Raw genomic sequence first — 22,865 nt, 5'->3', positions numbered from 1 at the left:
AAAATTGTCATAGTTAAAATTTAAAAATAGAGTCTGCCTCGAGCAGCTACCGTTCAAAGGAGACAGCAATGTCAGCAGGATCAAAGTTTAAACAGGCGATAGCGAATAACCACCCACTGCAAGTGGTAGGAACTATTAACGCGTACACAGCAATGATGGCTGAAAAAATGGGCCACCAAGCAATTTACTTATCAGGTGCAGGTGTTGCCAATGCCTCATATGGTATGCCAGATTTAGGTATGACCAGCCTTGATAATGTACTTGAAGATATTCGTCGTATCACTGGTGCAAGCGATTTACCGCTACTTGTTGATGCTGATACCGGTTGGGGCGGGGCATTTAATATTGCACGCACAGTCAAAGAAATGACCAAAGCAGGTGCGGCAGGTTTTCATATTGAAGACCAAGTTGCGCAAAAGCGTTGCGGCCATCGCCCAAATAAAGAAATTGTTTCTCAAGGTGAAATGGTTGACCGTATTAAAGCGGCCGTTGATGCAAAAACTGACAGCGATTTTTACATTATGGCGCGCACCGATGCATTCCAAAAAGAAGGCTTAAATGCCGCAATTGACCGTGCAGCCGCCTGTGTTGAAGCGGGTGCTGATGCAATTTTTGCTGAAGCAGTCCACGACCTTGCTGATTATCAAGCATTTTCTAAAGCGATTAACGTACCCGTTTTGGCAAATATTACTGAATTTGGTCAAACGCCTATTTACACTAAAGAGCAGTTATCAGATGTTGGCGTTCAAATGGTGCTTTACCCACTAAGTGCATTTAGAGCGATGAATAAAGCGGCGCTTAATGTGTACTCTGCTATTTTAAATGAAGGCTCGCAACAAAGCCAAATTGAAAACATGCAAACCCGTGCTGAACTTTATGACTTTTTAGATTATCACACGTATGAAAATACCCTTGATAATCTTTTTTCAGCAAATAAATAATCCCAATTATAAGAACAACAAAATTTAGGAGAATACTCATGGTCGATAAAGCATTAGGTGGTGCAGGTTTACGTGGTCAAGTAGCAGGTCAAACAGCATTGTGCACAGTAGGACAAACAGGATCAGGTTTAACGTATTGTGGTTACGATATCGCAGAGCTGGCTGAAAAAGCGCAATTTGAAGAAGTGTCGTTTTTACTTTCACGTGGCGAATTGCCAACGTCTTCAGAACTTGCTGAATATAAAGCTAAATTAAAAAGCTTACGTGGTTTGCCAGCGGCACTTAAAACCGTGCTTGAAAACATTCCAAAAGATGCTCACCCAATGGATGTAATGCGTACAGGTTGCTCTATGCTGGGTAATCTTGAAATGGAAAATGATTTTAGCGAAGCAAATGATGCAATTGATCGTATGGTTGCCGTATTCCCAAGTATTATTTGCTACTGGTATCGCTTTACCCATGATGGCGTTCGCATTGAAACACACACTGACGATGACTCAGTTGGCGCACATTTTTTAACACTACTACATGATAAAGCACCGTCAGAACTGTTTGCACAAGTGATGAATGTGTCACTGATTTTATATGCAGAGCATGAGTTTAATGCCTCAACCTTTACCGGTCGTGTGTGTGCATCAACACTATCTGATATTCATTCATGTGTAACTGGTGCAATTGGTACGTTACGCGGTCCATTACACGGCGGCGCAAATGAAGCGGCAATGGATTTAATTGAAGGTCTTACTGATGCCGATCACGCAGAGCAAGAAATTATGGGCATGCTTGCACGTAAAGATAAAATCATGGGCTTTGGTCATGCCATTTATCGTGAGTCTGATCCACGTAATGTGATCATTAAAAAATGGTCTGAAAAACTAGCTGCTGAAGTCGGCGACAATGTACTTTATCCAGTATCAGTACGCTGTGAAGAAGTCATGTGGCGTGAGAAAAAGTTATTCTGTAACGCTGATTTTTTCCATGCATCGACCTATCACTTTATGGGTATTCCAACTAAGTTATTTACCCCTATTTTTGTGATGAGTCGTGTAACTGGTTGGACTGCTCATGTAAAAGAGCAACGTGCTAACAACCGTATTATCCGCCCAAGTGCCGATTACACTGGGCCAGATGCGCGCAGTTATACACCAATCGAATCACGTTAAGACCAAAAGGGTGGGCGTTCAAGCGCTCACCTTTTCTTTTTGCACATTTTAATTGTACATAGTTTTTAAGGCTTCTTCTTTTTCACACTTTCCTTAAACACACTATACGTGTGCAACCACCGTCACCTATTAGCGAACTTTTATTATGACCATTATTAATAACACCAAATATCGAAAACCGTTACCAAACAGTAATGTAGATTACTTTGATGTCGAAACCGCCGTTGATGACATTAAGCCAGGTGCATACGCTACCTTGCCTTACACATCACGCGTATTAGCAGAGAACTTAGTGCGCCGCTGTGATCCAGACATGCTAACCGCAGCATTGTCGCAGCTGATTGAGCGTAAACAAGATTTAGATTTTCCGTGGTACCCAGCACGCGTAGTATGTCACGATATTTTAGGGCAAACCGCATTGGTTGATTTAGCAGGCTTGCGTGATGCCATTGCAGCAAAAGGCGGCGATCCGGCGAAAGTAAATCCAGTCGTACCAACACAGTTAATTGTAGATCACTCATTGGCAGTGGAACACGCAGGTTTTGATCCTGATGCATTTGAAAAAAACCGCGCCATAGAAGACAGACGAAACGATGACCGTTTTCACTTTATTAACTGGACAAAAACGGCCTTTAAAAATATTGATGTGATCCCACCGGGTAACGGCATCATGCATCAAATCAACCTTGAAAAAATGTCGCCAGTGATCCAAAACCGCGATGGTATTGCTTTTCCAGATACCCTTGTTGGTACAGATAGCCACACACCACATGTCGATGCACTTGGCGTAATTGCAGTCGGTGTTGGTGGTCTCGAAGCTGAAAGTGTGATGCTTGGTCGCGCCTCTTATATGCGCCTGCCAGACATCGTAGGTGTTGAGCTCACTGGTAAGCGCCAACCGGGTATTACTGCAACGGATATCGTACTTGCTATCACCGAATTTTTACGCGAACAACGCGTTGTATCAACTTATTTAGAGTTTTATGGCGAAGGTGCTGACGCATTAACATTAGGCGATCGTGCAACCATTTCAAATATGACACCAGAATTTGGTGCCACTGCTGCGATGTTTTATATAGATCAAATGACCATTGATTATTTGCGCTTAACAGGGCGTGAAGAAGAGCAAATTGCGCTTGTTGAAAATTATGCTAAAACTACCGGGCTTTGGAGCGATAGTCTAAAAACAGCGCAGTACGAACGTGTACTAACCTTTGATTTATCAAGTGTAGGGCGTAATATTGCAGGTCCTTCAAATCCACATCGCCGTGTTTCTACCCGTGATTTGGCTGCAAAAGGTATCTCAGGTGTAGTCGAGAACGAAGTCGGTTTAATGCCCGATGGTGCCTGTATTATTGCAGCTATCACCAGTTGTACTAATACCAGTAATCCACGTAACGTGATTGCCGCAGGTTTAATTGCCCGTAACGCAAACGCGAAAGGTTTAAGTCGTAAACCGTGGGTTAAAACCTCACTCGCGCCGGGTTCAAAGGCGGTGCAATCATACCTTGAAGACGCCAAATTATTGTCAGAACTTGAGCAGCTTGGTTTTGGTATTGTTGGCTTTGCATGTACGACGTGTAATGGCATGAGTGGCGCGCTTGATCCGGTTATTCAACAAGAAGTGATTGACCGTGATTTATACGCCACGGCAGTACTTTCGGGTAATCGTAATTTTGATGGTCGTATTCATCCTTATGCAAAACAAGCATTTTTAGCGTCTCCTCCGTTAGTGGTGGCCTATGCCATTGCTGGAACTATTCGTTTTGATATTGAAAAAGATGTACTTGGTCTAGATCAACACGGTAACGACGTTACCCTTAAAGATATTTGGCCATCAGATGAAGAAATAGATGCCGTTATTAAGCTGAGTGTAAAACCAGAACAGTTTAAAAAAGTGTACGAGCCCATGTTTAATTTAACCGTTGATTACGGTGAAGATAACGACCCGCTTTACGACTGGCGCGCACAAAGTACGTATATTCGCCGCCCACCTTATTGGGAAGGTGCATTAGCAGGTGAGCGGACTATGAAAGGGATGCGCGCTTTAGCAGTGCTTGGCGATAACATAACAACGGACCATTTATCACCATCAAATGCAATTATGGCCAGCAGCGCGGCGGGTGAATATCTCACTCATATGGGCGTACCAGAAGAAGATTTTAACTCGTACGCAACACACCGTGGCGATCACTTAACAGCGCAGCGCGCGACCTTTGCCAACCCTAAATTGCTTAACGAGATGGTGATTGAAAACGGTGAGATAAAGCAAGGCTCATTCGCTCGTGTTGAGCCAGAAGGCACGGTTACTCGTATGTGGGAAGCAATCGAAACGTACATGGCGCGTAAACAGCCGTTGATCATCGTTGCAGGTGCTGATTATGGTCAAGGTTCATCGCGTGATTGGGCAGCAAAAGGTGTACGCTTAGCGGGTGTTGAAGTCATAGCTGCAGAAGGCTTTGAGCGCATTCACCGTACTAACTTAATAGGGATGGGCGTATTACCACTTGAATTTAAAGCAGGCACGACTCGTAAAACCCTCAAACTTGATGGCAGTGAAAGTTATGATGTAACAGGTGAACTAACCCCTGGTGCAACGGTTAATTTAACCATAACTCGCACAGATGGCGAAGTGCTCAACGTGCCAACAAAATGCCGAATTGACACCCAAGAAGAGCTATCAATTTATGCCGCAGGGGGTGTGTTACAACGCTTTGCGCAAGATTTTTTAGAATCAACACAAAGCGCATAAGGAACAGTAATGACATTCAAACCACAAATTAAAGTGCCAGCTACCTATATGCGCGGTGGCACCAGTAAAGGTGTGTTTTTTAACCTTACAGACTTACCGGAGGCTGCCCAAGTGGCAGGCTCTGCGCGAGATGATTTATTACTGCGCGTTATCGGCAGTCCCGATCCCTATGCTAAGCAAACCGATGGCATGGGCGGGGCAACGTCAAGCACTAGTAAAACGGTAATTTTAAGCAAAAGTGAGCAGCCTGATCACGATGTTGATTACTTATTTGGCCAAGTAGCTATTGATAAGCCTTTTGTTGATTTCAGCGGCAATTGCGGTAATTTAACTTCAGCCGTAGGTGCATTTGCAATTAGTAATGGTCTTGTTGATAAAAGTCGTATTCCTGACAATGGCGTTGCCATAGTACGTGTTTGGCAAGCGAATATTAAAAAAACTATTTTAGTCCATGTGCCAATAACTAACAGTGAAGTACAAGAGACTGGCGATTTTGAACTTGATGGCGTGACGTTTCCCGCCGCTGAAGTAAAGCTAGAATTTATGGATCCTGCAGATGGTGACGGTGCGTTATTCCCAACGGGTAATGTGGTTGATGAGCTTGAAGTACCTGAATTTGGAGTACTTAAAGCGACTATGATCAACGCTGGCATCCCGACTATTTTTGTCAACGCAACAGATATCGGTTACACCGGCACTGAGCTGCAAGAGGATATTAACAACGATGACCAAGCACTGGCAAAGCTTGAATCCATTCGCGCTCATGGTGCAGTAAAAATGGGCTTGATCAGCCATATTAGTGAAGCGGCAGCACGTCAGCACACTCCAAAAGTGGCATTTGTAAATAAACCACTCACGTATATCGCATCAAGCAGCAAAGAAATTAACAGCAATGATATAGATTTATTAGTACGTGCTATGTCGATGGGTAAACTGCATCATGCCATGATGGGCACCGCAGCCGTAGCCATTGGCACAGCCGCCGCAATTAAAGGCACGTTAGTTAATTTAGCCGCTGGTGGCGGACAATTAAGTGAAGTCAACTTTGGTCACCCTTCAGGCACCTTAAAAGTGGGCGCAAAAGCCACGCTCAATAATGGTATCTGGCAGGTTACTAAAGCCAGCATGAGCCGCAGCGCACGCGTACTAATGGAAGGCGTAGTGAGAGTGCCACACAGTTAAAATTTGTTATATTTTTAAAGGCCCTACAGGGCCTTTTTTAATACGTATAATACAGCATCTGCAATAATGATTAATAACCGACTTATTAACAACAAAATGATCACAAGCTTGTGATCCCCTTTTATTTTATTAAACCTTTTAATATTAAAGCCTAATAAATAATAAGGGTTAACAATGCTATCAGTTCAACAAACATTTCATACATCACATTTTCCTAATTTTGAATTTTTAACAAACACTTTTCCAGAGTTATTTCGTTTAGCAAGTGAAATGGAATACTACTACTCGCAAGATCATAGCTGTGCCTTGTTAAAAGCGCGGCTGTTTGCAGAGGTATGGTGCTATCGAGCTGCTGAATATGTAAACATTAAATTAACAGGAGATAGTGAGTTGTCTCATAAAATAACTCAACTAAAGCAATCATTATTACTCCCAGATTATATGATTGATGAACTTAATTTAATCCGTGAATATGCAAATCATGGCGTGCATGTTTCACAAGTACATCGTGGCGCTTTAAACTCTGTTGTGAGTGTAAGTAAAGCACAGGTTAAAATGGTGCATAAATCGGTCTTTGAATTAGCCCACTTTCTTAGTTTTCAATTAGCAAATGAAAAAAATGAACCTGTTATGTGGCAAGAACCTATTCTGGTTGACACTGTGTGTAATGTAAGTTTAGCTTTAAATGACAATCCAGACGCAAACCTTGCATTAGCGAAGCAAGCATATTTTCAATTAAGCTCGATAAAAAAAACGTCAAAAATCATACAGCAACCATCTAATAAAAAAGCATATAATCAATTGAGTAAAATTGATTTAGCCTACTGGATAGAGAGAGCGCATACCTTAAAAGCATTGGGTACATGGCAGCTTTATGCCCAAGCGTTTGAGCATAAATTTTTAGTTGAGTCTCAAACCATGAATGCACAATACTGCTATAAACAAGCAATAAAAGAATGCAGAACAGGTGAATCACATTTTTTATATGCAAACTTTTTAAGCGCAACAGGCGAAATGCAAAGAGCATGGACACTAGCTGAAGAATCCGCCAAGCGTGGCTATCATCAAGCCATTGTCGCCTTACAAAAAAAATATTACAAATCAGATATTAGTAAATATAATTATTGGGTTGAACAAGGTATAAAGTATAAAGAGATCAACTCATTTACTGTCTATGCTGCAAATAAACTCGAATTATGGCTAATAGATAAAGAAAACGATTTGGCAAAAAAACGAGCTCGTACGGCGTTAATTACAGCGCAAGCCACACAAGCTCCTGGTTCACACTACTTAAAAGCATTTTGTGATTATTTTGGTTATTGGGGGAAACAACCCAAAAAAGAATGTGTTAATGCATTAATTAAAGCGTACAAAAATTTACCGCTAACGATTCACTATCAAACACGTTTATTCAATATACTAAAAAACCATTCAAATCATCGAAAGTTAGCCATTGAAATGGGTTGTCTTGCTATAAAATTAGGGACATGTAAACAAAGTCAGCCTCAATTAAAATTTGATTTGGCTATGCAAATTAGAGACGAATTGGCAGGTAGTGGTCACGTAAAGAGTAGCTTTATGCTAAAAACGCTAATTAAAGAGTCAGCAAACCAAGGTTGTGAAAAAGCGATACAGTTTTTAAAATTGCCGATAGGAAAAGCTTTAATACGAGATAACTCAATCGTTGGTCATATAAGCACTTTTAAACAGCCCAATCGTAAAAAACAAAAAGTAGCAAAAAAACAAGCTAAAAAAGCTAGAAAGAAATAACGCTAATACACTACCTGAGGGTTAAGCAAAGCTGAATTTATATAATAACTAATACAAAACAACTAATTAAAAGTCAACTTAACTCATCTAGTTTTATTCATGTTGGCTTTTAGGGTAATATGCGTTTAACTCATACAAAAGGACAGTTGATGAAGCATTTATTACTTATAGTTACGGGTGCTAGCCCCCAAGTTTTAACCGAAACACTCTTTGCGATTCACGAACATGGCAAACAATTGCCTGACGAAATTTTTGTTATTACAACAAAAAGCACCAAGGCTATGCTCACCGATGGATTATTTGAGCAAGGTTATTTAGCTAAACTAATTGCAGACTACCAACTTCCGAATATTAAACTCCCCGATGAAAACATATGGCTTATAGAAGACGATAAAGGCCAACCTATTAATGATGCTAAATCTGAAATAGAACAAACTTACATGGCCGACTTTATTACTCGTAAAGTGTTTGAACTCACCAATAAAAACGATGTTAGCATTCATGCATCTATAGCTGGTGGGCGTAAAACAATGGCGTTCTATTTAGGTTATGCCATGTCATTGTTAGGCCGTGAGCAAGATTCACTAAGCCATGTGTTTGTAAACGACGAGTTTGAATTTGTCAGAGATTTTTATTACCCAACACCTTATGACCATATTATTAATGGCAAAAATGGCACACAAGTTAACTGCATTAATGCAAAGGTTACACTTGCTGAAATCCCGTTTGTGCGCATGCGCCAATCAATTGACGAGACCCTCATTGCAAATATGCAAAGTGCGTCATTTAGTCAAACAGTAGCAAGCTTAAATTCAGCCCATAAAAAAGATTTAACTCTTGAAGTAAACGCAAAAGCAAAAACGCTCACCTTTGCGGGAATCGAAATTAAACTTACCGCAAAAGAAACCGCCTTTTATTTATGGTTACACCAATACAGCCAAAGTGAACATAAAAAGCTTATTGTGGGGCGAAAATTTGAAGAGTGTACAAAACACAGCATAGAGTACTTAACGCTATTACAACAAAACAGCAGTGATTTACGTATATTCCGTGATACGTTTGGCGTAGAGCCCGAAGATTTTAGAGACGGTTTACACAGTAATTTAAAGGTAATGGAAAAAACCTTTGTGCAGCAAACTTGCAGCCGCATAAAGAGTAAAATAAATAAGTTGCTACCAAACGAGCTTGCTAAAAAAATAGTGATTGACTCTAATAACCAAAGCTTTGAAACAAGCTACTGGTTAAGTGCAACAACACATAATATAAAAATAAATATAGCGGCTTAATATTCGCAAGCTTGCAAACGCATAAAAATAATAATGCATGGTAAATTAGTTGATAAGGAAGTAATCAGGAATGAAGCAATCAATGAACTTTGAACACATTCAATCTAAGTGGCCAGAGCTACACCAGTTAGCCGCTTTTGCAGAAGAGTATGCGATTAGCGATCCACAAAGCTCATTGGTCAAATTACGTTGCTTTGCCGAAAAAGTAGTAGGCTACTTATATAAAGAACTTAGTTTACCTGTTTTACCCACTTCTAATATTTTCGATAAACTTACCGCCGACGACTTTACCAGCGCAGTCCCGCGTTTAATTACCGATAAGCTCCATGCCATACGTAAAAGCGGCAACCAAGCAGCGCATGAAGGCAAAGTTGATCAACAACAAGCTATTTGGATATTAAAAGAAAGCTACTTTGTAGCCTCGTACTTATTTATGGCGTATGCCAATGGCACGCAACAAGAATGCCCAGAGTTTAAAGCGCCTGAGCAAACACAGCCTACAAATCAAAGTGATGCCCAGTTTGCAAAAAAGAACAAGCAACTCACCAAACAATTAGCCGAGAACCAAGCCCGTTTAAAGCGCGCACTTGACGAATTAGAAGCCGCAGAGCTTGCGCAAAAACAAGCGCAGCAGCAAGCAGCAAAACTAAAACAAACTATTGATTTAGAAAAGCTGACTCAGGTTAAAACCCGAAATGAGCAAATTGTTAATTCAAGTTTTAACTTTAACGAAGATGAAACCCGTAAACGCATTATCGACTTAGATTTACGTAATGCAGGTTGGCATGTAGCACTTGATGATGAATCAACAGATGACGTTGGCAAAGAAGTAAAAGTAACAGAACAACCTACAACTACAGGCGTAGGTTATGTTGATTACGTATTATGGGATGACGACGGCAAGCCACTTGCGGTAATAGAAGCCAAACGCACCCGCGAAAATATTGAAAAAGGCCGTCAGCAAGCAACGCTTTACGCTAACGCACTTGAAAAGCAATTTGGTCAACGCCCCGTTATTTTTTATTCAAACGGCTGGGATATAAAAATTCTTGATGATGCGCAAGGTTATAACAGCCGTGGTTTATACGGTTACTACTCAAAAGATTCCCTGCAGTACTTAATAAAGCAGCGCATGCTTAAAAAAGAGCTAAACACCACGCCAATAGATACCGTGGTAGCAGGGCGTTTGTATCAAATGGAAACCATAACTCGTGTATGTGAGCGTTTTAGCGATAAACACCGCAAAGCGCTTATTGTGCAAGCAACCGGCACAGGTAAAACACGCGTATCTATTGCCCTTGCCAAGCGGCTGCTTGATGCTGGTTGGGCTAAGCGCGTACTGTTTTTATGTGACCGAAAAGAGCTACGTAAACAAGCGGGTAACGCCTTTACTGAACATACCAAAGAGCCAGTCCACATTGTAGGTAAAAGCGCTAAAAACACAGCTGCCAGCGCGCGGGTGTTTATAGCAACGTACCCAGGTATGCTACGCATAATGAACAAGTACGACGTAGGCTATTTTGACCTAATAGTAGCGGACGAATCCCACCGTTCAATTTACAATATTTATGGTGATATTTTTAAATACTTTGACGCGCTAGAAGTAGGCTTAACCGCCACACCGGTAGAAATGGTATCGCGCTCAACCTGTGATTTGTTTGGTTGTGATTACAAGCTACCCACAGCCAACTACCCACTTGAAGACGCGATAGAGCAAGGCAACTTAGTCCCTTACAAAATTGTAAGTTACACCACACAGTTTTTGCGCGAAGGCATTAAAAAAGACAACCTAACCGATGAGCAAATAGCCCAATTAGAAGAGCAAGGCATTGACCCTAACGAGCTCGACTTTGACGCAAAACAAATAGACGAAGCCATTAAAAATAAAGACACCAACAGGCTAATACTACGTAATTTAATGGAAAAAGGCCTGCGCGATAAAGACGGCCAGCGCCCAGGCAAAACTATTATATTTGCCCGTAACATAGCCCACGCCGAATTAATGGCGCAGTTATTTAGTGAGCTTTACCCGCAGCATGGTGCTAATTTTTGCCGCGTTATTCACTCAAAGTACGAACGCGCCGAAGAGTTAATAGACGACTTTAAATCAAGCGACGAAAACAGCATGCGTATAGCAGTGTCGGTCGATATGCTCGACACCGGCATAGACGTGCCTGAATGCGTAAACCTTGTATTTGCAAAACCCATAAAATCAAAAGTAAAGTTTTGGCAAATGATTGGCCGTGGCACACGCTTATGCGAAAACCTATACGGACCAGGGCAGCACAAAACTCACTTTTTAATATTCGACCACTGGGCAAACTTTGAATACTTTGACGAAAACCCAGAAGAAGATGATGTAAAACAAGCAAAATCGTTATTACAAAAGTTATTTGAAGCGCGGGTAACCCTTGCCCAAACGGCCCTCAAAAAAGCCAATTTGGATGTGTTTGATCAAACAATTAAATTAATTCACGATGATATTTGTTTATTGCCAATGGAATCAATATCGGTGCGCGACAACTGGCAAGTGGTCGAAACTTATAAAGACCTAAAACGTCTTAATCAATTTGCACCGCAAACGGTAAGCGACTTACTCGAAAAAGTAGCGCCACTTATGCAATGGCGTAACATAATGGGGCAAAGTGAAGCCTATAAATTTGATTCTGAGCTAACCACTATCCAAACACTAATATTTACCGATGCAAACCAAATTGATTTAGCTAAACAAAGTATAATGAACAAGGTTGAATCGCTTCAAATGCACCTAAACGAAGTGCGTAGCAAAGCACCCGCAATAGAAGAAATACAAACACAGCAGTATTGGCAGTATTTAACCCATGCAGCGCTTGAGCAAAGTCGCATTAATTTACGCAGTATTATTCACCTGCGTAATAAAAGCGTGAAGCCACCAACAAGTGATTTTGTGCTTGATATAAAAGAAGACACCAACCAAATACACGAAGCTGATAGGCTTACAAAAATAGTCTCTATTGATTATCAAATATACCGCCAAGAGGTTGAAATAACACTCACCCCGTTATTTGAAACCGACAGTGTACTTAAAAAAATTCGCAATGGCGAACAAGTAACCGAAGCCGACTTAGCGCAATTAAGCTCGTTAGTGCATACGCAAAACCCAAGTGTTGATTTAAATACATTAAAAGAGTTTTTTCCCGAATCAACCGCGACGCTCGACAAAATATTGCGTACCATAGTCGGTATGGACAAAAACGCCATAGAGCAGAGCTTTACTACCTTTGTGCAGCAAATACACACTCATGTAAATGCCAAACAACAGCGCTTTATTGGTATGTTAAAAAACCACCTAATTCGCCACGGCGCAATTGAAATAGCCCAGCTTTACGATGCGCCCTTTACCCAAATACACGACATGGGGCTCGATGGCGTATTTAGCCAGCAACAAGCCGACGTAATAGAGCAATTTATTAAGCAGTTTGACGTAAAACTAGGCGACAAAGCCCAAAGCGTTGAAAAGCAAATAAACCTTTAATTTTATAAGCGCGTAATTTACACCGCGCTTAAACAGCACTAACTAGGATACACATTAATGATAACCGGACCTTTAAAAAGTAAAATAGACAAACTATGGGAAGAATTTTGGACAGGCGGCATTACTAACCCGCTTACCGTAGTAGAGCAAATTACTTTTTTAATGTACGCCCGTATGCTCGACATGAACGAGCAAGCCGACGAAAAACGAAGTGCTCGTACTAAGCAGCCATTTAACCGCCGCTTTACCGACGCCGAGCAACATATTCGTTGGCAAAACCTGCGCCATTTAGGCTCAGAAGAGTTATACAAACTGGTTAAAGATGAGCTGTTTCCGTTTTTTTCAAAAACCTCAGACGACGTATCGCCAGAAGGCGCGGTATTTAATGAGTTTATGAAAGACGCGCAATTAATGATTCAAAAGCAAAGCCTATTGGTAAAAGCGGTTGAAATGGTAAACGACTTACCGCTTGAAAACTCAGACACCAAAGGCGATTTATACGAATACCTATTAAGTAAACTCACCACCGCAGGCATAAACGGCCAATTTAGAACGCCGCGCCATATTATACGCGCTATGGTTGAAATGATGGATCCCGATGTAACCAGTCAAATTTGTGACCCATCTACCGGCACCGGTGGCTTTTTGTCGGTAAGTTACGAATACCTATTGCAAAAATACACATCACCCGAGGGTATAGAGCGCGAACCTGTGCTTGATGTAGATGGCAACGTACAATGTGATGACAACGGTAAACCGCTCGAAAACTTACTTTACTCAGGTGATTTAATAACCCCAGAGCAGCGCACCCATATAGATACAAACATGTTCAACGGTTTTGACTTTGACGCAACCATGCTACGCGTAGCTGCCATGAACTTAGTAATGCACGGCATTAAACAACCGGGCATTCATTATCAAGATACCCTAAGCCAAAACTTTAAAGAGCACTACCCGCAAAAGGCAAAAGAAGGCTACGACATAATACTCGCCAACCCGCCATTTAAAGGCAGCCTAGACGAAGAAGACGTATGCCCCGAGTTATTACGCAAAGTAAAAACTAAAAAAACTGAGCTGCTGTTTGTTGCCCTTATTGAGCGCATGCTAAAAATAGGCGGCCAATCTGCCACTATCGTGCCCGACGGCGTATTATTTGGCTCATCAAAAGCGCACGTACAACTGCGCCAAATGCTGGTAGATAACAACCAGCTAGAAGCCGTAATCTCATTGCCAAGTGGCGTGTTTAAACCCTACGCGGGTGTTTCCACCGCCATACTTATATTCACTAAAGGTGGCTCTGGCTCAAAAGGAACAGACCACGTCTGGTTTTACGACGTACAAGCCGATGGTTTTAGCTTGGATGACAAACGCACCCCAATAAAAGACAACGATTTACCAAGCTTAATGAGCGAATTTAAAACCCGTGATAAAGCAACCGCGACAAGTGATAAAAATGATAAAACTCAGAAAGCCTTTTGGGTAAGTAAAGATGAAATAGCCAGCAATAAATACGACCTTTCAATCAACCGCTATAAAGAAGTAGTGTACGAAGAAGAAAGCTACGATCCGCCAAAAGAGATTTTAGGTAAGCTAGTGAGCTTAGAAAATGAAATTCTCGCTGACTTGAAAGAGTTGGAGGGGATGTTGTGAGCTGGCCGTTAGTAAAGCTTGGGGAACTTGTTAAAGTTAAAGGTGGCAAGAGACTGCCGAAAGGCTCTGGTTATTCCGAGTCTAAAACAGCGTATCCTTACATACGGGTTACAGATTTTAAGAATAATTCTGTTAGAAATTCTGGTTTAGTTTATATTGAGAAAGAAATACAGAAGAAGATCGCTAGATATACAATATCATGTGATGATGTTTACATTTCTATTGCTGGGACAATAGGAATAGTTGGTATAATTCCAGAACAATTGGATGGAGCTAACTTAACTGAGAATGCTGCTAAGTTAGTTATTAATAACAAAGGGCAACTAGATAAAAATTATTTAGTTCGTTTTTTATCTACAGCGGGACAAGCTCAAATCCATGAGCGCAAGAAAACGACTAGCCAGCCTAAATTAGCTTTGTTCAGAATTGAAGAAGTTGAAATTCCACTGCCACCTCTGGACGAGCAAAAACGAATAGCCGCGATTTTAGATAAAGCCGATGCCATCCGCCGCAAACGCCAACAAGCCATTCAACTCGCTGACGACTTCCTACGCAGCGTATTCCTAGATATGTTCGGCGATCCTGTTACTAATCCAAAAGGCTGGGAAGTTAAAAAGTTTTCTGACTTAGGGAATTGGGCAAGCGGTGGAACACCATCAAGATCAGTATCTGGATATTTTGAAGGTGAAATTAATTGGTTCTCGGCTAGAGAGTTGAATCACCGGTATCTAAATGAATCTGTAGAAAAAATTACTGATGAAGCATTGAGTAAAAGTGCAGCAAAAATATTTCCAGCTGGTTCAATGCTTGTTGGGATGTATGATACAGCAGCTTTTAAAATTTCTATCCTTAATGTTGCCTCAGCATCAAATCAGGCATGTGCAAATATTATCCCTAATGAAAAAATAGATATTGAGTGGTTTTTCAGTTTTATTGAGTTTTCTAAAGAGACCTATTTAAGACAACGGCGGGGCGTTCGTCAACAAAACTTAAATTTGGGAATGATAAAAGATTTTGATCTTCCCTTGCCTCCAAAAACAGAGCAAGAAAAGTTTGTTAAGTTAGCTCATAAAACAATGCAAATGAAAGAAAGAAACTATAGCTCACTTTCTAACTCTTTAGATAATTTCAACTCACTAAGCCAAAAAGCCTTTGCTGGCGAACTATAATAGCGCTATTTATAAAAATAAGAACAAGGAAGTTAAATGACCGAACGTGAATTAAATAACAACATAATCAACGAACCGCTTGCAAAACAACTGCCGTATATGGTTGATAAGGATGAGGCGCAAAGAGTAATTAAGTTTAGCAATTTCAGCTTTTTCATAACAGGAGAAAGCAATGTCTGATTATATTGAGTCTGAGTTTGTTGATGAGTATCAAACAGATTCTGCAATAAAAGAGCATAGTGATGTACATGGTTCTGATATTGTAAACGTATTGTTACCTCTTAAGTTATATGAGATGACTATTAAACATAGAGTGCTTGCCGAGCTTGGTGAGCTATCTCATTTTATTTTAAGTGTTATGGGAAAGTATGATTTAACAGTACAAGATATCGAAGAAGTAACAAGGTTGTCTGAAATTCAAATTAGACCTGTAGTTGATAGAATGAAGGCATTAAAGTTTATAAGTGATTCTGAAAGTGTTTTAACAGAGACAGGAAAAAGAGCAGCCTTTATTTTAGAATATATTCACAATAAGCAAGTTCCTTTATATATCGATCAAAATTACGCTTCCCGTAATAATAATCATGACTGGTTTATTGCTGTTGAGGGTGAAAATTCCTTGAGAGAGATCTCAAAACGTTGCTTTATTGTTCCTTTACCACAAAATGCTCGTTTTAATCCAATTGAAGATTGCTTCAAACAGAGTCAGCGATTTCAGAATAATTACTTTGAGATACTCCCTAATATTTTACCAGAATTTAATCAAATTCTTGATGATTCTAATGCTACCTGGAAGCAAGAGTGGGATGTTGGTTTTAGATCTCATGCATGTGATAAAAGTATGGGAATACCAATAGATTTAGAACTGAAAAACTTCGTTGAAGCTAAAGAAAAAAGTAATGAAAAAACTTTGCGCTTATACACTGAACTATTGAGATTAAAAGTTAAATTTTCATTACCAAAAGGGATTGACTTTAAAGAGTTTGAAAATATTAAACCGAAAAATTTCATTTATTCTGATAATGACCAAAGAATTTATGATTATATAGACTTTGAAGTTGAAGTTGATGAAGACAAGCGTCTTTATAGCGAAGGACTTTTTAATGAAAAAGAGAGTGCATTAGACCTTTTGGCGCATTCTATTGCTTTTATCGATGAAGATGCTCAACTTTATTCAAGAGAAAACAGTTTTGATAAAGGATGGCAACTTCATGAATATTCGTATGAAGAAGTTATCGGGTCTATAAAAAATCCAGGAATCATAAGGATAAAAGCATGAGGACTGTTGAAAAACATCCATCGCTTGCGGATCATTTATTTAGTGATAATAGAGTTCGTAAATATGGAACGATGATATTACAGCATGGGGTTAAAGGAGCTGCAAAAAAAATTAACCCGGCTGTATTATATGTTGATGCTGCACTGTCGGTTATTGAAGCGGTAAGTAGTTATTTAGAGTACGCTAAGGAGTGTGAAAAAACTAAACAAATATTTGCTGAAAATAGAAAAATTAAATCAGAATTAGATGATCAATTAAAAATTTTAGGGTTGAAACAAAGAACTGTTTTAAGAGAAGGTGAAGCACGTATAGAAGAGCTAAGCCAGCAGATTAAATTAAGTGAAAAGCAAAGGTCTAATATGCTCAGCCAAGTTAAAAGACACCTTCATATAGCTAAATCGATGCAGGATAAGCTTAAAGAAGACCGCGAAAGGGGAATTGATTTTAAACAGTTGCAAGTAGCTCAACAAGCACTAGATCACTTGCTAAGAGCGACTTTAATTTTTATAACAAATAATATCGATTAAGTAAGGACACATATAATGAAAAAACCTCAGTCAGTTAAAGCCCAATATATACCTAGAAATAAAGCCAACTCAGCCCAGCAGGCTACTTCTCCAAATGAATCATCAAAAATTGATGTTAGAGAAATGCTTGGTAAGCTTGATGGTGAACAAATAACAAATCTAGGCAATGGTGTTATTGAGTTAGCTAGTAACGGTATGGAATTGGCTAAAGAAGTTTTAAAAACAGGACAGGTTTTAGCGCAAACTCAAGCAGAAATATTAAAGAGCGGGCATGAAGTAAAAAAAATCGCTATCCAAGAAGAAACTAAACAAAAAGAAATAAAGCTTAAAGAAAAAGCTAATGAGTTAAATTCTTGCTTTGAAACTAGAAAAGAAGCTAATAACCATGAGCAAATAATGAAAATTTTAGAGCATATTGAAAATGGTAAAGTTTCTTCTGAACAACTTTCAGAACTGATTTTTGCTATAAAGTCAGGATCTTAATTATGTGGCAACTAGCTGTGGGTCTAGGTGTTGTCGTATTAGGTAGCGCAGCAGCTTACTATTACAACGAAAAAACGGATGATGAACTAGCTAGGCAAGATAGAGCTTATAAAGAACGTGATGATATTTATGCACGTTATGATGCTAAACACGCTACTCAAGATGAAAATTATAGAGAAAAAAGGAAAGCACAAGCTGATGATTATAAGAGGTTATTAGTCAAAGAAATAGAAAAGCATTTTGAAAAAGTAGCACCAATAACTAAGGCTTATCAGGAGCTATATGATGCGATCATTATAGAGATAAACTCAGATACGACAAGTCCTTATAGAAAGTCAGCACTACGAAAAGAGTTTTCACGAATTGAAGATGCTCAAATTAGAATTTCAGAATACGCAAAATATTTAGAGTTTGAAAGAAGAAAGGTCAACCAGTTGTGGGATCAAGGTAGTTACGATTGGTTATTAGAGCGACCAATTTCAGACGCCTTATTGCCTTTGGAGTGGTTATATCCAGGTAAGCTATTAGTAGTTGAGCTTTCTGATTTGGATAAGCCTTTAGATAATAGCCGTCATATTTTAAAATTTTCAGGGTTTAATGGTGAACTAGAGCAACAAAAAGCGCTGGCATTAAACTATGGAACTGAATTTCCAATACTAATAGTTAAAAATAATCGTAATGGTAATCAATTTTTTGGTTGTGTGGCTCGCGGAATTATTTTTCATGATCACATTAGATTGTCTGAACCTCTAAGTATGACAGTAGATCGTTTTCGTGATGGATCTAAGGAGTATTTATGTACTTTTAATGAAGGTTTAGTAAGGGCGTGGTTACCACAGCAATCACTTCTTCAACCTGGGCTGCGTTGTGTATCAGGGCAAAAGGTAGAAGTATATTTTGAAAGTTATGATGCTATTTTACGTTCAAATCCTCTTGGTCTTTTAAAAGCAAACAAAGAGAAACCATTCCCTTCTATTACAGAAAAGTCTCCATCAACTTTGGGATATGATGACTTTGAGTTGTTTATTGAAGCAGATACTGAAGTATTAAGTAAAGTACCGTCGGACAGTTCTTTTTATAGTGAATTTACCCAATGGTCATTGTTAGATTTTAATATCGATAAAGGGCTAATAACGTTAGGCAAAGGGGAGGTTGAGGTACAGTGCAAACTTTCAGAAAATAATGATGGCTTAGTTATTAGTAAAACTTTTGTACACCAGCTACCCCAAGTTGGTATAGATTTACCTTTTGAGTTTATACTACTGTCATCAGATCTTTCAGCGAGTGAACTTTTTGGCTGGGCTTATGGGGTTGAACAGCTTTTTTCATTTGCAAGCCAAGTACTTATTAACTCAACAACAGCAAAAGAAAGAGTTAATCAAGTAGAATTTTTTAGGCGCTGGGAAAGAGTTGTTGAATATCAAAAACAACAGGAAAGTATTCGAAGCGTTGAGTTTGAAATAGTTCCACATCGCATTAATTCCACATTTTATTCACTAGCCATTGATAGCAATTCTATTAAAGTATCATGCTTGAATGACAAATCTGTATACCTATTCATGAAAGAAATAGAAACCTCTGGTTTTTTACAGTTTAACCGCAGTTGTCGGTTATTAGTTTGGGATGCCGACCATGGTAAATACTTACCCGCTGTCGAGCATTCAAGATCATATAAAGTTGATTATCGGCTTGATAACGGCAATATTGAAATTGAAGCACCTCTCAATAATTTCAAAAAACTAGACTTTACACAACCTCAAAAATTTCAATTAGTAGTTCAATTACCTAATGCCCCTCTTCAAAGGCAGCAGATGGCTTTAGATGCATTTTTTGAAGATAGACTTGTTGAGCCTCATTTAAAAGAGATTTTCCTAGCGCCATCTTCTTACAATATCGAACAACATCCCGGTTGGTTTGAAACTGACATATCGTGGAGTGATAGGCTTACTGACAGCCAAAAACATGCAATTAAAGTAGCACTTGCAGCTAAACATATAGCTATGATTCAGGGACCTCCGGGAACGGGCAAGACGACTACAATTGTAGAAATGTTGTATCAATTATTACGAAAGAACCCTAATCAAAAGATTTTAGTTGTTTCACAACAGAATACCGCAGTAGATAATGCCATTACAAAATTTAAAAATGTTTATCCACATCTTGTAAATTCAAGCGTGAATATTGTTAGGGTAGGTAATCCTGACAAAATCGATGATGATATGGCAGAAGACCATTTCGATTTTATTTTTCAATCTTTCATTGAAAAATGTTTGTCCGACACAACGAGTCGAGCTTCGAATTACGCTGTTAATGGCACTATTGAAGATAATGAAAAGAGACTTGTAAAAGAAAAGCTTAATGCTGTTTACGAGTGGAGAACATTATTGATGCAAATGAAAGATACTGCTCAAAATAATAAGGTGTCGGATGAGTTTTTTACTACTATGCTGGCAGATAAAAACTTGATAGGCGCAACTTGTGTAGGTTTAGCAGCTAGACATTCTGGTATTGATCATATCACCTTTGATGTAGCAATAGTGGATGAAGCTGGTAGAGCTACAGTTCCAGAGCTTTTAATTCCTTTACTTAGATCTCGTAAGACAATACTCATTGGTGACCATCATCAACTCCCACCTAGCATCGCACCTGTTCTGCGTGAAGACTCAGCAAAAGATGAAATGAAGTTTCTTGAAGAGACCTTTTTGGAAACAAGCTTTTTTGAGACGTTATTTGAACAATTACCAGTTACATGCACAGCCTCTTTAGCTGAGCAATTTAGAATGTCTAAGCCTATAGGTGATCTTGTTGCCGAACTCTTTTATACAAAAGAAGGTGTTAGAAAACTCCATAATGGTAATAAAGACCCTCTTGATACAACTGGTTTTGTATCAAAAAAATGTCTTGTTTGGGTCGATGTGTGGGGTAAACAGTTTAAGAAAAATGGAGCAACGAGCCTTGAAAATGAATTAGAAGCCGAGGCCATTTGTTCTTATCTCAATAAATTATCTAAATCTATCACCCGTAAAATAGATGTTGCTGTTATCACCCCTTATGGTGCTCAAAAGCGATTAATAAGAAAGTTTTTAAAGTCTAGTGGCGGTTCTCAGCAAATTAAGCTAGGAAGTTTAACTATTAAAGTTGACACAGTAGATAGCTTCCAAGGTAGTGAAGCTGAACTCGTTTGTTATTCTACTGTGAGAACGCATGGGTCATTGCAGTTTTTACTTGATAAGAAGAGGCTGAATGTTGCCTGCTCGAGAGCTAAAGAAAATTTGATGTTCTTCGGTAATATACGAGCGCTAGAAAGTTGGCAGCCCAAATCTGGTGAGGTTAATCTTTTTAAAGAAATAATAAAAAGGTCACATAAAGAGAAATTTTTACCTGAACATATTAAAGAAAAAAGAGATAACAAAAAGAGGTTATATAAAAACTCTGGCGTGAGAAGCTAATACAGTGGTTACCTAGGATAAAATGAGTTATCTAATAGCTAAATTAGTCTTCAAAAACATAGTTTGGAATGATCTATTTAGCTAACATTCATATAATAGAAATTCTCAAAGTTAATAATTTACTTTAATAACATAGGGCTGAAGTTTATTTTGAAATTCCAGCTTTGCGCCTCAAACGCACTCAATAAATACCTAAAAGCTGATTTACCTCGTTTGCCACATGAACCAGGTAAACAAGCTGGGGTAAATACACTTATAAGCGATAATAATAGCTTTAACTGGCAATTGCAGATAATTGATAACAGCTATAAATTTCGTGAAAAAACAATCATTGTTTGTGAAGCGAATAGCCGTTTTACGTTTTTTATACCGGTTAGCTTAAAGCTATCGCAAGAAGAATTAACTCAGCGCTTAGAGTATGAATGGCAGCTAATGATGGCTGAAACGCTTGAGGTGTATCAGCTAATACCACGCAGCGACATTGCGGTGCTGTTAAGTGACTTATCAAAAATAGAATTTACCCCGCACTGGGTTAAAAATACCGATTTAAGTATAAGCGGCCACATTAGCGATGCTGCACTTTGGGTTACTCAAACACTACAAGAAGAGGGGCTTTATGATTTACCTAAAGACCTTGCCATTGAGTTAGCTATTTATTTAAACACCCAACCTAAACGTATTACTAATAAAGCAACTGGCCGTAAAGATAAGCTGATACCCATAGAGCGTTTATTGAGTTATTGCCAATCGCTTGTTACTGATCAACAACATGATGATGGCTCATCAAACGAAATAATTGATAACAGTAATATCATTAATTTTAGTGATTACAAAAAAGGCTAAAACCAACTCAATTAAGTTTTCACAAGCTTGTGAAAATATATTTTTATAAATTTTTGTATAGCATTACAAAAATAAAGCAGTAGTAACAAACACCTAATTGTTAGTTAAATATTTAAGGAAGAAAATGACCCTCTCATTACAAAATTTTAATAAAGCCCTATCTGAAGCAGAACAACTATTAGCATGCTTTGAAACGTTAAATAATCATCCAGAATTATGCTCTTATGATGTTTTAAAAAAAGCGAGTTTAATAATGACGTTAACCGCATGGGAAACTTATGTTGAAGATGTGGTAACTGAAATTTTTGATGCCAAGTTTAGCTTAATTAAAGGCTCTCAATTTGGTCACTTTGCAGAAAAGCAATTAAATGAACGTTTAAAGTTTTTTCATAATCCAAATTCAAATAAAACCAAAAAGCTTTTTGAAGAGTTTTTTGGAGTAGATATTACTGAGCAATGGTCATGGCCTAATGTACTACCAAAAGATGCCAGAGAGCAGTTAAATAAGTGGATTTATAAAAGGGGTGAGGCTGTACACCGTGCACAGCTTGATAATACTCAGCCACAAATAATTAAAAAAGATGAGCTTGAAAAGTGTTTGCGCTTCTTTAAAGCGCTTGCACAAGCAACAGACAAAGCATTAGCAGTAATTTAAAGGAATAAGTAATGAGTTTACAAACAAGAATAAAAAATTGTTCTGATATTTTTAAAGTTATATACCCAATATTAATTTTTTCATTATTGTAGGTTTTAAGTATTTATTTTTATTGAATTAAATGTTGAATAGTTACAGGTAGTCTAGTATTTTCTAAAGTACCCAAAATAGGTCGGAAAATGCTGGGCTACAAAAATTATCT

The 22,865-nt window shown here is 38.8% G+C and carries 16 protein-coding genes; all 16 read left to right on the top strand.

The window, feature by feature from the left end:
- Nucleotides 1-68 precede the first annotated feature (68 nt).
- Complete coding sequence (prpB, locus tag A7967_RS05465) at nucleotides 69-941, top strand: methylisocitrate lyase (RefSeq protein ID WP_054203572.1); 873 nt, start codon at nucleotides 69-71, stop codon at nucleotides 939-941.
- Nucleotides 942-979: 38 nt separating this feature from the next.
- Nucleotides 980-2,104, top strand: a complete 1,125-nt coding sequence (gene prpC / locus A7967_RS05460) for a bifunctional 2-methylcitrate synthase/citrate synthase (protein WP_054203573.1) — start codon at nucleotides 980-982, stop codon at nucleotides 2,102-2,104.
- Between the two features lie 145 nt (nucleotides 2,105-2,249).
- On the top strand, nucleotides 2,250-4,856 hold the full coding sequence (acnD, locus tag A7967_RS05455; RefSeq protein ID WP_054203574.1) for a Fe/S-dependent 2-methylisocitrate dehydratase AcnD: 2,607 nt from the start codon (nucleotides 2,250-2,252) through the stop codon (nucleotides 4,854-4,856).
- A 9-nt stretch (nucleotides 4,857-4,865) separates the two neighbouring features.
- Nucleotides 4,866-6,038, top strand: coding sequence for a 2-methylaconitate cis-trans isomerase PrpF (gene prpF, locus A7967_RS05450; RefSeq protein WP_054203575.1), 1,173 nt, complete (start codon nucleotides 4,866-4,868; stop codon nucleotides 6,036-6,038).
- Nucleotides 6,039-6,212: 174 nt separating this feature from the next.
- The gene (locus A7967_RS05445) at nucleotides 6,213-7,808 is read left to right on the top strand and encodes a hypothetical protein (protein WP_054203576.1); all 1,596 of its coding nucleotides are present in this window, start codon (nucleotides 6,213-6,215) and stop codon (nucleotides 7,806-7,808) included.
- Between the two features lie 149 nt (nucleotides 7,809-7,957).
- On the top strand, nucleotides 7,958-9,094 hold the full coding sequence (gene csm6 / locus A7967_RS05440) for a CRISPR-associated ring nuclease Csm6 (protein WP_054203577.1): 1,137 nt from the start codon (nucleotides 7,958-7,960) through the stop codon (nucleotides 9,092-9,094).
- A gap of 70 nt (nucleotides 9,095-9,164) precedes the next feature.
- The gene (locus A7967_RS05435) at nucleotides 9,165-12,608 is read left to right on the top strand and encodes a DEAD/DEAH box helicase family protein (protein ID WP_064435469.1); all 3,444 of its coding nucleotides are present in this window, start codon (nucleotides 9,165-9,167) and stop codon (nucleotides 12,606-12,608) included.
- 57 nt (nucleotides 12,609-12,665) lie between these two features.
- Nucleotides 12,666-14,258, top strand: a complete 1,593-nt coding sequence (locus A7967_RS05430; RefSeq protein WP_054203579.1) for a type I restriction-modification system subunit M — start codon at nucleotides 12,666-12,668, stop codon at nucleotides 14,256-14,258.
- The gene (locus tag A7967_RS05425; RefSeq protein ID WP_054203580.1) at nucleotides 14,255-15,427 is read left to right on the top strand and encodes a restriction endonuclease subunit S; all 1,173 of its coding nucleotides are present in this window, start codon (nucleotides 14,255-14,257) and stop codon (nucleotides 15,425-15,427) included. Before A7967_RS05430 ends, A7967_RS05425 begins: the two co-directional genes overlap by 4 nt.
- Nucleotides 15,428-15,463: 36 nt before the next feature.
- A complete protein-coding gene (locus A7967_RS22965; protein WP_157601461.1) occupies nucleotides 15,464-15,607 on the top strand; it encodes a hypothetical protein in 144 nt (47 codons plus the stop codon).
- Nucleotides 15,600-16,706 carry a hypothetical protein gene (locus A7967_RS05420; protein WP_054203581.1) on the top strand — a complete coding sequence of 369 codons (1,107 nt, stop codon included), beginning with the start codon at nucleotides 15,600-15,602 and terminating at the stop codon, nucleotides 16,704-16,706. The genes A7967_RS22965 and A7967_RS05420 overlap by 8 nt, the downstream gene beginning before the upstream one ends.
- Nucleotides 16,703-17,233, top strand: a complete 531-nt coding sequence (locus A7967_RS05415) for a hypothetical protein (RefSeq protein WP_054203582.1) — start codon at nucleotides 16,703-16,705, stop codon at nucleotides 17,231-17,233. The genes A7967_RS05420 and A7967_RS05415 overlap by 4 nt, the downstream gene beginning before the upstream one ends.
- 15 nt (nucleotides 17,234-17,248) lie before the next feature.
- Nucleotides 17,249-17,716 carry a hypothetical protein gene (locus A7967_RS05410; RefSeq protein ID WP_054203583.1) on the top strand — a complete coding sequence of 156 codons (468 nt, stop codon included), beginning with the start codon at nucleotides 17,249-17,251 and terminating at the stop codon, nucleotides 17,714-17,716.
- A gap of 2 nt (nucleotides 17,717-17,718) precedes the next feature.
- Nucleotides 17,719-21,165 (top strand): AAA domain-containing protein, encoded by a 3,447-nt coding sequence (locus A7967_RS05405; protein WP_054203584.1) that lies wholly within the window; start codon nucleotides 17,719-17,721, stop codon nucleotides 21,163-21,165.
- A gap of 150 nt (nucleotides 21,166-21,315) precedes the next feature.
- Complete coding sequence (locus tag A7967_RS05400) at nucleotides 21,316-22,008, top strand: hypothetical protein (protein ID WP_054203585.1); 693 nt, start codon at nucleotides 21,316-21,318, stop codon at nucleotides 22,006-22,008.
- Nucleotides 22,009-22,132: 124 nt separating this feature from the next.
- Nucleotides 22,133-22,663, top strand: coding sequence for a HEPN domain-containing protein (locus tag A7967_RS05395; RefSeq protein WP_054203586.1), 531 nt, complete (start codon nucleotides 22,133-22,135; stop codon nucleotides 22,661-22,663).
- The last annotated feature ends 202 nt before the right edge of the window (nucleotides 22,664-22,865 follow it).

This window comes from Pseudoalteromonas neustonica (assembly GCF_001653135.1).
In the GTDB taxonomy this organism is placed as follows: Bacteria; Pseudomonadota; Gammaproteobacteria; order Enterobacterales; family Alteromonadaceae; genus Pseudoalteromonas; species Pseudoalteromonas neustonica.
The sequence above is the reverse complement of the archived record's forward strand: the minus strand, read 5'-3'. Positions and strand labels throughout refer to the sequence as shown.

Excerpts from the sequence above, each read along its gene's own strand:
- A7967_RS22965 (WP_157601461.1), top strand. The coding sequence starts at position 15,464 with ATGACCGAACGTGAATTAAATAACAACATAATCAACGAACCGCTTGCA.
- prpC (WP_054203573.1), top strand. The coding sequence starts at position 980 with ATGGTCGATAAAGCATTAGGTGGTGCAGGTTTACGTGGTCAAGTAGCA.
- A7967_RS05445 (WP_054203576.1), top strand. The coding sequence starts at position 6,213 with ATGCTATCAGTTCAACAAACATTTCATACATCACATTTTCCTAATTTT.
- A7967_RS05410 (WP_054203583.1), top strand. The coding sequence starts at position 17,249 with ATGAAAAAACCTCAGTCAGTTAAAGCCCAATATATACCTAGAAATAAA.
- A7967_RS05430 (WP_054203579.1), top strand. The coding sequence starts at position 12,666 with ATGATAACCGGACCTTTAAAAAGTAAAATAGACAAACTATGGGAAGAA.
- A7967_RS05415 (WP_054203582.1), top strand. The coding sequence starts at position 16,703 with ATGAGGACTGTTGAAAAACATCCATCGCTTGCGGATCATTTATTTAGT.
- acnD (WP_054203574.1), top strand. The coding sequence starts at position 2,250 with ATGACCATTATTAATAACACCAAATATCGAAAACCGTTACCAAACAGT.
- A7967_RS05420 (WP_054203581.1), top strand. The coding sequence starts at position 15,600 with ATGTCTGATTATATTGAGTCTGAGTTTGTTGATGAGTATCAAACAGAT.
- A7967_RS05395 (WP_054203586.1), top strand. The coding sequence starts at position 22,133 with ATGACCCTCTCATTACAAAATTTTAATAAAGCCCTATCTGAAGCAGAA.
- csm6 (WP_054203577.1), top strand. The coding sequence starts at position 7,958 with ATGAAGCATTTATTACTTATAGTTACGGGTGCTAGCCCCCAAGTTTTA.
- prpB (WP_054203572.1), top strand. The coding sequence starts at position 69 with ATGTCAGCAGGATCAAAGTTTAAACAGGCGATAGCGAATAACCACCCA.
- A7967_RS05405 (WP_054203584.1), top strand. The coding sequence starts at position 17,719 with ATGTGGCAACTAGCTGTGGGTCTAGGTGTTGTCGTATTAGGTAGCGCA.
- prpF (WP_054203575.1), top strand. The coding sequence starts at position 4,866 with ATGACATTCAAACCACAAATTAAAGTGCCAGCTACCTATATGCGCGGT.
- A7967_RS05435 (WP_064435469.1), top strand. The coding sequence starts at position 9,165 with ATGAAGCAATCAATGAACTTTGAACACATTCAATCTAAGTGGCCAGAG.